The sequence below is a fragment of the Arthrobacter sp. NQ7 genome, assembly GCF_029581595.2.
In the GTDB taxonomy this organism is placed as follows: domain Bacteria; phylum Actinomycetota; class Actinomycetes; order Actinomycetales; family Micrococcaceae; genus Arthrobacter; species Arthrobacter phenanthrenivorans_B.
Genome location: NZ_JARFXU020000002.1, coordinates 15625 through 29381, shown reverse-complemented (window position 1 = coordinate 29381; position 13757 = coordinate 15625). Strand labels below are relative to the sequence as shown.

Genomic DNA, 13757 nt, shown 5'->3' with positions numbered 1-13757 from the left:
CCGTTTGTGAGAAGCTAGGGGAGTGAATGACATCCTTCCCATTGTCCTGTCCATTCTTGCTGCCCTGGTGGTCATCGGCGGGCTGATTCCGGTCCTGCTCAAGACGCGGAGGAACATCACCCGGTACCCCGGAACCCGGGACGCCAACGACCCCGAGATCCGTTCCGGCGGGAGCACTGCCGTGGCGGACAGGGATGAAACCCTGGAGCGGAAGGCCCCCGGCTACGCCGACCTTGAGGGACTCGACACCACCACGGTCCCGGACGATGCTGCCGGACTGGAAACCATTCCGGTCGAGACGCCCCTGCCGGTGGCAGGCCGCCTCACCCGCCTCCGCGAACGGCTGGTCCGCTCCAACAACATCATGGGCAAGGGCCTGCTGGCCCTGCTGTCCAGCGACCGGATCGACGAGAGCGTCTGGGACGAGGTGGAGGAAACGCTCCTGCTCGCGGACCTGGGCACCGAGCCCACCATGCAGCTGGTGGACGCGCTTCGCGAGCGGGTCAAGGTACTGGGCACCCGGACGCCGGAACACGTCAAGGCGATGCTGCGCGAAGAACTCATCAAGCTCGTCGACCCCACCATGGACCGCAGCCTCAACGTCACCCGCCACGCCGACAAGCCCGCCGTGATGATGGTGGTGGGCGTGAACGGTGTGGGCAAGACCACCACCGTGGGCAAGCTGGCCCGTGTGCTGGTGGCCGAGGACAAGGACGTCCTGCTCGGCGCCGCAGACACCTTCCGCGCGGCTGCGGCCGAACAGCTGGCCACCTGGGGCCAGCGGGTGGGCGTTCCCACCGTGAAGTCGGATATCGACGGCGCCGACCCCGCCTCCGTCGCCTACGAGGCCGTGAAGGCCGGCATCGAGCAGGAAGTCGACGTGGTCATGATTGACACCGCAGGCCGGCTGCAGAACAAAGTGGGCCTGATGGATGAGCTGGGCAAGGTCAAACGCGTGGTGGAGAAGCTGGCCGAGGTGGACGAGGTCCTGCTGGTGCTGGATGCCACCACCGGGCAGAACGGCCTGAACCAGGCGCGGGTCTTCTCCGAGGTGGTCAACATCACCGGCATCGTCCTGACCAAGCTGGACGGAACCGCCAAGGGCGGCATCGTGGTCGCCATCCAGAAAACCCTGGGCGTGCCGGTCAAGCTCATCGGCCTGGGTGAAGGCGCCGACGACCTTGCACCGTTCGACACCGAAGGCTTTGTCGACGCCCTGCTTAACTGACCGTGGGGCGCTGGCTGGCGGCCGTCCGCAGGGTTTCGCGGGTGGGAAGCCATCCGACGGCGGCCAGCAGCATGATCCCGCCGGTCACGCCGAAAGCCCAGCCAAACCCCAGCCCGTCGGCCAGCATCCCCGCCACGAGCGGCCCAACGATCGCCCCGACGTCGGACGTCATCTGGTACACCGCCAGCACCTTGCCGCCGGACCGGCCATTGCCGATGACGTCGGCGACGGCAGCCTGCTGGGCGGGGCCGAAAAGCCCGGAGCCCACCCCGGCAAGCGTTGACGCCGCCAGGAACCACGGCAGATCCGAGGTCACGCCGATCGCCGCCGTTGCCAGGGCCGCCACCAGCAGGCCCGAGATCATCATGGGCTTGCGGCCCAGCGAATCCGCCAGCCGCCCCGACATCGTGAGGGCGGCTGCGTTGCCGGCGGCGAACACCGCCAGGGCCAGGCCCGCCGCCTGCGGGCCGGCCCCGAAGGCGGCCGCGGCGAACAGGGGAACCGTGGCCATCCGTACACCGAAGGTGGCCCACCCGTTGGCAAAGCTCGACGCGAGGGCCGACCGGTAGGTTCCGGCGTGCAGTGCTTCCCGGAAGGGCATGTCCGGCGCGCGGGCGGCTGCTTCCTCTCCGCCCCGGCGCTGGTGGCTGAGCTGCGTCTGCACCACGAACGCGGCAACGAGCAGGGCCGCTGCGTAGGCAAGGAACGGAACGCGAAGCCCCAGGCCGGCCAGCAGCCCGCCCACGATGGGCCCGCACACATTGCCGATCAGGAACGCCGATGCGTACGCTCCCGAGACGCGGCCCCTGCTCCTGGGCGGAGCCAGCCGCACCACCAGGGCCATCGATGCCACCGTGAACATCACCGACCCCGCTCCGCCGAGTCCGCGGAACAGCAGCAACTGCCAGTAGTCCTGGGCGAACGCGCAGGCCGCCGTGGACGCGGCGACGATCAGGAGCCCGGCGACGTAGACGGGCCGTTCGCCGCGCTTGCCGATCAGGGCGCCGCCCGCGGGCGCGAAAGCCAGGCGCATGAACGCGAAGATCGCCACAATGACGGCGGCCTCGGTGTTGCCCACCCCAAAGGTTGTTGCGAACTGCGGCAATACGGGTGCAACAAGCCCGAATCCCAGCGCGATGAGGAACGCCGCGGCCAGCATCACCTTGATGTCGCGGGGAAGCTTCTCCCGCTGCGGCCTGAGCCGGGCGAAAAACCTTGAAGTGGCGCCGCTTGCGCGGGGTGGTGCCGTCATGGTGCAGGTGTCCTTGCTGGAAGGGTAGCCGGGTGGCTGCGCGGGTGCGGAAACATAACCGTAACAAGGCGGATATGCACCATTTACTTCCTAGAGGTTGTTGTAACAGGCCGGCAATCTAAATCCTCCGCGGGCGAAACACGCCACCCACAAACTCTTTACAGGACGCAAAAAGGCGTTGGCAGGCGGAGTACTCCGCAAGATTCGATGAGAGAGGACGTGCACCATGGAACTTACCGCAGGTCACGTTTGGGTGATGGTGGCGGCAGCCCTGGTGCTGTTCATGACACCCGGTCTGGCATTTTTCTACGGCGGCATGACCCGCGCCAAAGCAGCCCTGAACATGATGATGATGAGCTTCATCTCCATCGGCATGGTGGGTGTGGTCTGGGTTCTCTGGGGTGCCTCCATGAGCTCCGGTGAAGGGTTCCTGGAAATCGTGGGCAACCCGTTCGCCACTTTCGGCCTCGAGGGCATTACCACCCCCGACGGCCTGATCAAGGTGGGCTACGCAGCCACCTTCGCCATCATCACCGTGGCGCTGATCAGCGGCGCCATCGCCGACCGCGCCAAGTTCGGCGCCTGGTCGGTCTTCGTCCCCATCTGGGTGACGCTGGTGTACTGCCCTCTGGCCTACATGGTGTGGGGCGGCGGCCTCTTCGGCCCTGAAGGCGCAATCGGCAAGGCCCTCGGCCCGGCGATCGACTTCGCCGGCGGCACCGTGGTCCACATCAACGCAGGTGTGGCGGCGCTGATCCTGGTCCTGATCATCGGCAACCGCAAGGGCTTCGGCAAGGACCCGAACCACCGCCCGCACAACATCCCGTTCGTCATGCTCGGCGCAGCCATCCTGTGGTTCGGCTGGTTCGGCTTCAACGGCGGCGCGGCCACCACTGCTGAGCAGGGCGGCCTGATCTGGATCAACACCCTCGCAGCGCCGGCTGCAGCCATGCTCGGCTGGCTGGTCACTGAACGCATCCGCGACGGACACCCCACTTCCCTGGGTGCCGCCTCCGGTGTGGTGGCAGGCCTGGTGGCCATCACCCCCGCCTGCGCCAACGTCAGCCCGGTGGGCGCGCTGGGCCTGGGCGTCGTGGCCGGGGTGGCCTCCGCCCTGGCAGTCGGCCTGAAGTTCCGCTGGGGCTTCGATGACTCGCTGGACGTCGTGGGCGTCCACCTCGTCTCCGGCATCATCGGCACCGTGGCCCTGGGCTTCATCGCCCTGCCCACTGACGGTGTCGGCGGCGGCCTCTTCTACGGCGGCGGACTGACGCAGCTCTGGGCACAGCTTGCAGCGGCAGGCATCGCCATCGCCTACTCCGCAGTCCTGACGACCATCATCGCGCTGGCCATCCACAAGACCATGGGCTTCCGCGTCTCGCAGGAACAGGAAACGGTGGGTGTGGACCTGAGCCTGCACGCCGAGACTGCCTACGAGTTCGGCGTGAGCGGACACGGCGGAAGCTTCCAGCCGCTGCACGACATGATCACCGGCAAGGGCCAGTCCCACGAGTCCGGCCAGCCGGCCGCGGGGGCACAGAAGGCACAGCCAGCAACAGGTAAGGAAAGCGTGGGGGCATGAAACTGATCACTGCAATCGTCAGGCCGGAAAAGCTCGAAGCGATCCGTGAAGGACTGGAAGCCTACGGCGTACAGGGCCTGACCGTCAGCGCGGCCAGCGGCTACGGCCGCCAGCGCGGCTACACCGAGGTCTACCGCGGAGCGGAATACAACGTGGACCTCCTGCCCAAGATCCGGGTGGAGGTGCTGGCCACGGATGAGCAGGCAGACGACATCCTGGACGTGATCATCGCCAGCTCCAACACCGGCAGGGCCGGTGACGGCAAGGTCTGGACCATCGACGTCCATGAGGCAGTCCGGGTGCGGACCGGGGAGCGGGGAGTGGCCGCCATCTAGGCGGGCACCGGCTCAAAGGCCGCCTTCGCGGTTGAAGGGCAACTGCAGAAAAGACAGGTGGGGCGGGAACCGGGTGGTTCCCGCCCCACCTGTCTTTGTGTCCATCCGAAGCGCAGGTATCCGCCTCAGTCCCCGGCGGCGGGGGTGGGCTGGCGGTTGGTGGGCCAGGACGCCGGACCCGCCGAACCGGCTCCGTACTCCTCCAGCGGCACCTCACCCTTTTCCCATGCCTTCAGGACCGGCTCAACGATCCGCCAGCAGTCCTCCGCCGTGTCACTCCGGACGGACAGCAGCGGGTCGCCGGCCAGGACGCCTTCCAGCACTTCGCCGTAGGGCAGGAGGTCCGAGGCGCTCAGTTCCGCTTCCAGAGTGACCCGGCCCAGGCTGAAGATGTTTCCGGGGCCGTTGACGTCGACGTCGAACTCCAGGGTGTCCGGACCGAAACCGATCCGCAGCTGGTTGGGGGAGTCCACGCCGGTGAATCCTTCGGGCAGGTGGGGCACCGGCAGGAAGGTCACCACTGCTTCCTTGCGCTTATCGCCCAGGGCCTTGCCCGAGCGCAGGATGAAGGGCACGCCCCGCCAGCGCCAGTTGTCGATTCCTACCTGGATTTCCGCCAGTGTCTCCGTTTCCCGTCCGGGATCCACGCCTTCCTCCCTGGCATAGTCGGGGACGTCCTTGCCGGCCACGGAGCCTGCCGTGTAACGGGCGCGCCGGGTTGATTCCGTGAAGGGTGCGCTGACGCTGCTGGCCCGCAGGACGGTGGACACGGCGTCGCGGAGGTCGCGTTCGCCGATAGTGGCCGGCGGTTCGATGGCCATGATCGCCATGACCTGCAGCAGGTGGCTCTGGATCATGTCCCGGAGGGCGCCGGCGTTGTCGTAGTATCGGGCGCGTCCTTCCAGGGCGAGGTCCTCGTCGAAGAAGATCTCCACTTTCTCCACGTGCTGCCTGTTCCACACCGGCTCGAGGAAGTTGTTGGCGAACCGCAGGCCCAGGATGTTCAGGACCGTGGCCTTGCCCAGGAAGTGGTCCACGCGGTGGATGTGGTCCTCGGGGACCAGCCGCGCCAGCGTCCGGTTCAGCGACCGGGCCGATTCCTCACTGGAGCCGAACGGCTTCTCCATGACCAGGCGGGTTCCATCCGGGACTTCCTCCGGCTGCAGGGTTTCACAGGCACGCTGGCTGATCCGGGGCGGAAGCGCAAAGTAGACCGCCACCGGGCCCGGCAGGCCGGCCAGCAATGCCGCGAGGGCACCCGCTGCAGTGACATCCACCTGGTGGTAAACGGAGTCCTTCTGTATCGCCTCGAGGGATTCCCTTCCGTGCGCATCGGCTGTTCCGGCGGCGGCACCAAAGGAGGACTGAACCCGTTCCCGCCACTGTTCCGGCGTCCACGGATCCGAACCGGCCCCCACCAGGCGCAGGCCGTCCGCACGGCCCGCCGCAACAAGCCGGGCAAGGCCCGGCAGGAGGAGACGGCCGGTGAGGTCGCCGGAGGCGCCAAGGATGAGCAGGGTCTTCACTGTTGTTTGGCTCGTCATTTTGCCAGCATGCCACCTACCGCGCCCGACTTGATACCCTAGATAGTCGAGTCCCGATCATCTCCTGAAAGAAGTTCACGGCGCGTGTTCAATTCACTCTCTGACCGGTTGACAGCAACCTTCAAGAATCTCCGCGGCAAGGGCCGCCTCACGGAGGCCGATGTTGATGCCACCGTCCGGGAGATCCGCCGTGCCCTCCTGGACGCGGACGTTGCCGTCCCGGTGGTCCGGGAGTTCACCGGGCGGGTCCGCGAACGTGCGCTGGGCGCCGAGGTCTCGGCTGCCCTCAACCCGAGCCAGCAGATCGTCAAGATCGTCAACGAGGAACTCGTGGAGATCCTGGGCGGGGAGACCCGCCGGATCCGGCTGGCAAAGAACGGTCCCACGGTCATCATGCTCGCCGGCCTCCAGGGCGCCGGTAAAACCACCCTTGCCGGCAAGCTCTCGAAATGGCTGAAGGCCCAGGGCCACAGCCCCATGCTCGTGGCCTGCGACCTCCAGCGCCCCAACGCTGTCACGCAGCTCCAGGTGGTGGGCCAGCGCGCCAACGTGCCGGTCTTCGCCCCGCACCCCGGAGCCACCTCCACGGAGCTGGACCAGCCCGCCGGTGACCCGGTCGCCGTCGCCCGTGCCGGCGTCGAGGAAGCCCGCCAGAAGCTGCACGACGTCGTCATCGTCGACACCGCCGGACGCCTCGGCGTCGACGCCGACATGATGGAGCAGGCCCGCCAGATCCGCCGTGCCATCGTGCCCAACGAAGTCCTGTTCGTGATCGACTCCATGATCGGCCAGGACGCCGTCAACACGGCGCTCGCCTTCGATGAAGGCGTCAACTTCACCGGCATCGTGCTGTCCAAGCTCGACGGCGACGCCCGCGGCGGTGCCGCGCTCTCCGTCGCGTCGGTCACCGGCAAGCCCGTCATGTTTGCCTCCACCGGCGAAGGCCTGGACGACTTCGAGCTGTTCCACCCGGACCGGATGGCCTCGCGCATCCTGGACATGGGCGACATCCTCACCCTCATCGAACAGGCCGAAAAGGCCTGGGACAAAGACGAAGCCGCCCGGATGGCGAAGAAGTTCGCCGACCAGGAAGACTTCACCCTCGAAGACTTCCTGGCCCAGATGCAGCAGATCCGCAACATGGGCTCCATGAAGAAGATGCTCATGATGATGCCGGGCGCACAGAACATCCGGCAGCAGCTGGAGCAGTTCGACGAGCGTGAAATCGACCGCGTGGAAGCCATTGTCCGGTCCATGACGCCGCACGAGCGGCTTGCGCCGAAGATTATCAACGGTTCACGGCGCGCCCGCATCGCCCGCGGTTCCGGCGTCCACGTCTCCGAGGTCAACGGCCTCCTGGAACGCTTCGCCCAGGCCCAGAAGATGATGAAGAAAATGGCCCAGGGCGGCATGCCGGGAATGCCCGGGATGCCGGGGATGCCCGGTGCCGGCGGAGGGGCGCGGAAAAACGCCAAGAACGCCCCCAAGAAGAAGGCCAAGTCGGGCAACCCGGCCAAGGCTGCGCAGGAACGCAAGGAGATGGAGGCCCGCCGCGCCAATGCAGCCAAGGCCCTGCCCACCGGTGCAGCCTTCGGCCAGCAGGGCGGCGACTTCGATCCGTCACAGCTGAACCTTCCCAAGGGCTTCGACAAGTTCCTGGGCAAGTAACAACCCAACTGGGCAGCGCCAGGTGTCGTTTTGAGGGGTCAAAACGACACCTGGCGCTGCTTACTTGGGATGTCGGTACCGTGGAATAGGGTTGGGACATGTTCAAGCAGAGGGTAGTGTTCGTGCACGGCGCCGGAACCTTTGGTGCCGCCGCATGGCCGCGCCAGCACGGCATGACACTGACCTATGACGCCCTCTTCCTCCGCCGGCACGGTTTTGACCCCGTGGCCGAGCCCCTGGCATCGTCCTTCACGGAGGATGCCGCGATCATCCTTCGCTCCCTGGCCGATGACGGCCGTGGCGCCGCCGGCGGCCATGTGGTGGCGCACGCACAAGGCGCCATCGCGGCGATGATGGCCGCCGTGGAACGCCCGGACCTGGTGTTTTCGCTGACCCTGGTGGAGCCGGCCTGCCTCTCACTGACGGCGGAACTTCCCGCCACGGCAGCCCACATCAGCCTCATGCAGCCCCTGTTCGAGGTCCGGCACCAGCTCAGCGACGAAGACTTCCAGCGCGAGTTCGTCCGGCGGGTGTACGCCACCGACCTTCAGCAGCCCGCCACCACGGAAGAAAAGCGCTCTGCCCGCAGGCTGCGGCTCCAGGCCCCCTCGTGGGAGGCGCCGCTCCATATCGTCCCCGGCGTCCCCACCCTGGTGCTGACCGGCGGGTGGGAACCCCTCTATGAGGAAATTGCCGGCTACCTCCGGGAGACCGGCGCCCTGCACCGCGTCGCCGCGGGCGGGCACCGGCCCCATGACTCGCCGGACGGCGACCGGGCCATCCGGCAGTTCATCGGCGGGGTCAGCCGCAGCCGGCCCGCCCAGGCGTCCTAGCTGTCCGCGGGAACGCGAAGCTCCGGCAGGTAGATCTTGCCGCCGGCGGCAAGGAATTCCCGGCTCTTTTCCTGCATCCCGCTGGCTGCTCCGGCCAGCGCTGCCTGCGCCTCCGCGGATCCGAATTCGTCCCGGATGTCCTGGCTGATCCGCATCGAGCAGAACTTCGGGCCGCACATTGAACAGAAGTGCGCCGTCTTGGCAGGCTCGGCCGGGAGGGTCTCGTCATGGAAGGACTCCGCGGTGACCGGGTCCAGGGACAAGGCGAACTGGTCCCGCCAGCGGAATTCGAACCGCGCCTTGGACAGGGCGTCGTCACGTTCATGTGCCCCGGGGTGGCCCTTGGCGAGGTCCGCGGCGTGGGCCGCGATCTTGTAGGTGATCACGCCGGTTTTGACGTCGTCCTTGTTGGGCAGGCCCAGGTGCTCCTTGGGGGTGACATAGCAGAGCATGGCGGTGCCGTACCGGGCAATTTCGGTCGCACCGATGGCGGAGGTGATGTGGTCGTAGCCGGGGGCAACGTCCGTGACCAGCGGCCCAAGGGTGTAGAACGGCGCCCCCTTGCACAGCTCCTGCTGCCGCTCGACGTTCTCCCGGACCAGGTGGAACGGCACGTGGCCTGGCCCCTCCACCATGACCTGCACGTCGTACTCCCAGGCGCGCTGCGTGAGTTCCGCCAGGGTGTCCAGCTCCGCGAACTGCGCGGCGTCGTTGGCGTCGGCCGTGGAGCCGGGGCGCAGGCCGTCGCCGAGGGAGAACGCGACGTCGTATTTGGCGAAGATTTCACACAGCTCATCGAAGTGCGTGTACAGGAAGTTCTCCTGGTGGTGGGCCAGGCACCAGCCGGCCATGATGGACCCGCCGCGGGAGACGATTCCCGTCACGCGGTTGGCCGTCAGCGGAACATACCGGAGCAGCACGCCGGCGTGGATGGTCATGTAGTCCACGCCCTGTTCGCACTGTTCGATCACGGTGTCCCGGAAGATCTCCCAGGTGAGCGCATTGGCCTCGCCGTTGACTTTCTCCAGCGCCTGGTAGATCGGCACCGTTCCAATCGGCACGGGGGAGTTGCGGATGATCCATTCCCGGGTGGTGTGGATGTCGTCACCGGTGGAGAGGTCCATGACGGTGTCGGCGCCCCACTGGGTGGCCCACTGCAGCTTGTCCACCTCTTCGGCGATGGAGCTGGTCACCGCGGAGTTGCCGATGTTCGCGTTGATCTTCACCAGGAAGGCCTTGCCGATGATCATCGGCTCGGACTCGGGATGGTTGATGTTGCTGGGAATGATGGCCCGGCCCGCGGCCAATTCGCTGCGGACGAGTTCAACATCGCAGTTTTCCCGCAGCGCCACGAAGCGCATTTCCTGGGTGATGACCCCCTGCCGGGCATAGTGCATCTGCGTCACCGTCCGGCCGTCGACGGCGCGGCGGGGCACCGGCTGCGCGCCCTTCCACTCCGCGGACGCAGCGCCGCGCCGCACGGCCGAGCGGCCGTCGTCGAGCAGGTTGCGCTCCCTGCCGCTGTAGGCCTCCGTGTCCCCGCGCGCCACGATCCACTCGGCGCGGAAGGGCTGCAGGCCGCGGACCGGGTCGCTGCCGGGGCCCGCGGTCCGGTAGGTCCGGAACGGTTCGTTCGGCTGTCCGTTGGGTGATGGCTCCAGGGCGATCTCCGTCACGGGCACCCGGATTCCGGCGCCGGCATCTTCGATGAAGGCCAGCGAATGCGACGCCAGGGATTGGGTCACCCCGCGGGCGGTGGTGTCCCCGGGCTCTCCGGTGGACGGCTGGTGGGCAGGGTTCAACTGGGTGTTTTGCGTACTCAAGGGAATACTCACTTCCTTCGCCGGCATTACCCGGACAGGTTCGACGGTCGCAGGCTGCCTCAGCCCGATCTCAGCCCCTGCAGGGGCACCCGTGTGGTCAGCAACGAAGCTACCACAGGCACCCGGAAGAGCCGTGTCACAAATGCGGGTGCTAGCCTGACCGGGCACTGAAAGGAGCCGGGATGGCAGGAATCATTCACTTTCGCGGGCCCGTCCTCACCGCGCCGGACCGGGTAAGCCACGGACTCTGGGCCGTGGACGGGAGACTGACGTTCACGCAGCCGGCAGCCCCTCCCGACCGCGTCCTCGACGGCTGGGTCCTGCCCGGGTTCGTGGACGCCCACTGCCACATCGGTCTGGGTCCTGGCGGCCCGGTGGAGCCCGCTGCGGCCCGCGACCAGGCGCTCGCCGACCTCAGCGCCGGAACCCTGCTGGTGCGGGACGCCGGCTCGCCGGCGGACACCCGGTGGATGCAGGGCGGCCGGGACTTCCCGGTGCTGATCCGGGCGGGCCGGCACGTGGCCCGGACCCGCCGCTATCTGCGCGGCTTCGCAGAGGAAGTCGAGCCGGAGGGCCTCGTGGAGACGGTCCGGAAGCAGGCACACGACGGTGACGGCTGGGTCAAACTCGTGGGGGACTGGATTGACCGGAACGCCGGTGACCTGGCTCCGTCCTTTCCTGCCGCCGTCGTCCGTGACGCTGTCCGTGCAGCCCACGACGAAGGCGCCCGGGTGACCGCGCATTGTTTCGCCGAGGACACCCTGGACCAGGTGCTGGACGCAGGGATCGACTGTGTGGAGCATGCCACCGGGCTCCTGCCCCGGCACCTGCCACGGTTCGTGGAACAAGGGGTGCCGATCGTGCCCACGCTTATCAACATCGCCACCTTTCCGGACATCGCAGCGCAGGCTGATGCAAAGTTCCCCCGCTACGCGGCCCACATGCGTGCCCTGTGGGAGGGCCGCCGCGAGCGGGTGGCGCAGGCCCACGCCGCGGGCGTGCGGATCTTTGCCGGAACCGACGCGGGCAGTGTGATCCGGCACGGCAGGATTGCCGACGAGATCCTTGCGCTGCATGCCGCAGGCCTCCCGATGGCAGCCGCCCTGGACGCCGCCTGCTGGGCGGCCCGGAGGTGGCTTGGCGCGGAAGGCCTGGCGGAAGGGGCCCGCGCCGACGTGGTGGTGTGCCGGGACGATCCGCGGGCGGTGCCGGACACGATCAGGACACTCGCGCACGTGGTTTTGGGCGGACGAATCATCCGCTGAGAGCGTCGGCAGAGGACTTGGAATAAATTGAAGCTTCAAGTAATTTTAATATGTGACAGGCCGGCAACCGGGCGGCCTTCCAATCCAAGGAGCTTCAGATGACCGCAGCACCCAGCAGCCAGGATCTTCTTCCTGCCGACCTCGGCATGGGCACGGTGATGCTCAAGGTGGGCGACATGAAGGTCATGACCGACTACTACCAGCGGGCGCTGGGCCTCGAGGTGGTCGCCGAACAGGATGGCGGGCTCTACCTTGGCAGGCTGGGCCGCCCCCTGGTCCACCTGGCGCCGGCCCCTGGGCTGAACCTTCCCGGCAGGGGAGAGGCCGGCCTGTTCCACACCGCCTTGCTGTTCGAGGACCAGGCCTCCCTTGCCGCCACGATCGCCACCGCGGCCCAGTATGAGCCGCGGTCCTTCACCGGCAGCGCCGACCACCTGGTCAGTGAGGCCTTCTACTTCAGCGATCCCGAAGGCAACGGCATTGAGCTCTACTGGGACCGGCCGCGCAGCAACTGGTCCTGGAACGGGACCGACGTAGTCATGGACAGCCTCGCCCTGCCGCCCCAGCGCTACATTGAGCAGCACCTCACCGAGGCGTCGCTGGAAGGCCAGCGGCAGACATCCGCCGGGGTGGGTCACGTCCACCTGCAGGTGGGCGACGTCCAGACGGCCCGGGACTTCTATGTCGGAACCCTGGGTTTCGAAAAGACCGCCGGCTGGCACGGCCAGGCATTGTTCGTCTCCGCCGGCCGGTACCACCACCACATGGCCATGAACGTCTGGAACAGCCGCGGCGCCGGGCCGCGAAAGGACACGCTCGGGCTGGGCGAGGTGCTCATCGAAGTTCCCTCCGGGGACGACGTCGGAGCGCTGGCTGACCGGCTCAAGGTCGCCGGCGTGCCCGCCCACCACACCGGCGCGGAGCTTCGCTTCGAGGATCCGTGGCGGAACAGGCTGCGGGTGGCGGTCCGCTGACCGGCGGACCTGACCGCCCGCGTGGACCGGCAGCCCGCGTGCACCGGCAGCCCGGCAACTACTAGGCTGATCCCGTACGGCCGGACCGCAGGCAGCGGACGGCGCGCAGTTCCGCCAACGGAAGAAGGACACCCGCCATGGGCTTCACCGAGATCTTTGTCGCCACCCATGACGCCGCGCTGAAACGCGCCGGCATCCTTGATGAAGGCAGCGCTGCGGCCGCAAATGCCGGTCCCGCCGGCCAGGCCGTCCGCATCCAGGACATCAGCGACTTTGAAGTGGAGCAGCTCGGCGATCTCGCCGGAAAAGCCGTGCACGCCGGCGGCGCCGACTATGAGCTGACCTTGGTGGACGTGGCCAGCGATTCCCTCCTGGCGGTGCCGCCGGCCATGGTGCGCGCCCTCGCGGACCTGCTGACCTATGAGACCGAAGGCGACGGCAACGTCCTTGACGATGTTGCCGAACAATGGGCGGGGCAGGAAGACATGCCGTTCGACGCCGGCCAGGCGCGCACCTACGTGCAGCAGCTGGCGGAACTCGCTGCCGGAATCGACGATTCGGAGCGCACCGGCCTGTACGTCTGGTCCGCCTGACAATTCCCGCCTGGTCCTGCGGAACCGTCCGGAACTCCCGCAGCCTCAAGCGCTGCGGGTCCGGCGGTTCGAAGTTCGAAATAACGCCGCCCATCTGGCACAATGGACAGGTACTCGATCCGCGCGGCCCCTCTCTCCGTGTCCGGATCCTGTCCTTCGAGCCCGCAAGTACGGCCCGCCCCACGGGTGCAGAAAGCCGGGTTCACCCCTTTTCTGAAACAGGAGTGACCACAAAAGTGGCCGTAAAGATTCGCCTTAAGCGCTTCGGCAAGATGCGCGCCCCGTACTACCGCATCGTCGTTGCGGACTCACGCACCAAGCGTGATGGCCGCGCCATCGAGGAAATCGGCAAGTACCACCCCACCGAGGAGCCTTCGTTCATCGAGGTCAACTCCGAGCGTGCCCAGTACTGGCTCTCCGTCGGCGCCCAGCCGTCCGAGCAGGTTGCCGCGATCCTGAAGATCACCGGTGACTGGCAGAAGTTCAAGGGCCTGCCGGGCCAGGAAGGCACCCTCAAGACCAAGGTCGAGAAGGAAGCCTTCGTTGCCCCGGAGAAGGGCTCGGTCATCATCCCGGAAGCCATCACCAAGAAGGCATCCAAGTCTGACGCTGCCGAGGCCCCGGCCGACGCCGAAGCTGAGACCACCGAGGCTGAGTAAG

General features: G+C 67.3%; 12 protein-coding genes and 1 riboswitch. Of the genes, 9 read left to right on the top strand and 3 right to left on the bottom strand.

What is annotated here, in order from left to right; translation table 11 throughout:
• The first annotated feature begins 22 nt into the window (after positions 1 to 22).
• Positions 23 to 1228 carry a signal recognition particle-docking protein FtsY gene (gene ftsY / locus PUN71_RS02985; RefSeq protein ID WP_277797308.1) on the top strand — a complete coding sequence of 402 codons (1206 nt, stop codon included), beginning with the start codon at positions 23 to 25 and terminating at the stop codon, positions 1226 to 1228.
• On the opposite strand, the gene PUN71_RS02980 is transcribed toward ftsY, so the two are convergent.
• Positions 1221 to 2480 (bottom strand): MFS transporter, encoded by a 1260-nt coding sequence (locus tag PUN71_RS02980; RefSeq protein WP_043453193.1) that lies wholly within the window; start codon positions 2478 to 2480, stop codon positions 1221 to 1223. The genes ftsY and PUN71_RS02980 overlap by 8 nt on opposite strands.
• A gap of 226 nt (positions 2481 to 2706) precedes the next feature.
• Between PUN71_RS02980 and PUN71_RS02975 the strand changes: the two genes are divergently transcribed.
• The gene (locus PUN71_RS02975; protein ID WP_277797307.1) at positions 2707 to 4062 is read left to right on the top strand and encodes an ammonium transporter; all 1356 of its coding nucleotides are present in this window, start codon (positions 2707 to 2709) and stop codon (positions 4060 to 4062) included.
• Positions 4059 to 4397 carry a P-II family nitrogen regulator gene (locus PUN71_RS02970; protein ID WP_043453189.1) on the top strand — a complete coding sequence of 113 codons (339 nt, stop codon included), beginning with the start codon at positions 4059 to 4061 and terminating at the stop codon, positions 4395 to 4397. The genes PUN71_RS02975 and PUN71_RS02970 overlap by 4 nt, the downstream gene beginning before the upstream one ends.
• A 125-nt stretch (positions 4398 to 4522) precedes the next feature.
• Here the strand turns inward: PUN71_RS02970 and PUN71_RS02965 are convergent, their stop codons facing one another.
• The gene (locus PUN71_RS02965) at positions 4523 to 5941 is read right to left on the bottom strand and encodes a glucose-6-phosphate dehydrogenase (RefSeq protein WP_277797306.1); all 1419 of its coding nucleotides are present in this window, start codon (positions 5939 to 5941) and stop codon (positions 4523 to 4525) included.
• Between the two features lie 84 nt (positions 5942 to 6025).
• Between PUN71_RS02965 and ffh the strand changes: the two genes are divergently transcribed.
• On the top strand, positions 6026 to 7609 hold the full coding sequence (gene ffh / locus PUN71_RS02960) for a signal recognition particle protein (RefSeq protein WP_043453184.1): 1584 nt from the start codon (positions 6026 to 6028) through the stop codon (positions 7607 to 7609).
• 98 nt (positions 7610 to 7707) lie between these two features.
• Positions 7708 to 8442 carry an alpha/beta hydrolase gene (locus PUN71_RS02955; RefSeq protein WP_277797305.1) on the top strand — a complete coding sequence of 245 codons (735 nt, stop codon included), beginning with the start codon at positions 7708 to 7710 and terminating at the stop codon, positions 8440 to 8442.
• On the opposite strand, the gene thiC is transcribed toward PUN71_RS02955, so the two are convergent.
• Positions 8439 to 10265, bottom strand: coding sequence for a phosphomethylpyrimidine synthase ThiC (gene thiC, locus PUN71_RS02950; protein WP_277797304.1), 1827 nt, complete (start codon positions 10263 to 10265; stop codon positions 8439 to 8441). The two genes, PUN71_RS02955 and thiC, sit on opposite strands and share 4 nt — an antisense overlap.
• Positions 10261 to 10368, bottom strand: a riboswitch (TPP riboswitch). (Overlaps the previous gene by 5 nt.)
• 79 nt (positions 10369 to 10447) lie before the next feature.
• Here thiC and PUN71_RS02945 point away from each other — a divergent pair.
• From PUN71_RS02945 to rpsP, 4 genes are all read left to right on the top strand, one after another.
• Complete coding sequence (locus PUN71_RS02945) at positions 10448 to 11530, top strand: amidohydrolase family protein (protein ID WP_277797303.1); 1083 nt, start codon at positions 10448 to 10450, stop codon at positions 11528 to 11530.
• Between the two features lie 98 nt (positions 11531 to 11628).
• A complete protein-coding gene (locus tag PUN71_RS02940; protein WP_277797302.1) occupies positions 11629 to 12504 on the top strand; it encodes a VOC family protein in 876 nt (291 codons plus the stop codon).
• Positions 12505 to 12641: 137 nt separating this feature from the next.
• Positions 12642 to 13097: a hypothetical protein gene (locus PUN71_RS02935; RefSeq protein WP_277797301.1), complete on the top strand. Its 456-nt coding sequence runs from the start codon at positions 12642 to 12644 to the stop codon at positions 13095 to 13097.
• 236 nt (positions 13098 to 13333) lie between these two features.
• Positions 13334 to 13756 (top strand): 30S ribosomal protein S16, encoded by a 423-nt coding sequence (rpsP, locus tag PUN71_RS02930; protein ID WP_043453174.1) that lies wholly within the window; start codon positions 13334 to 13336, stop codon positions 13754 to 13756.
• Position 13757 lies beyond the last annotated feature (1 nt).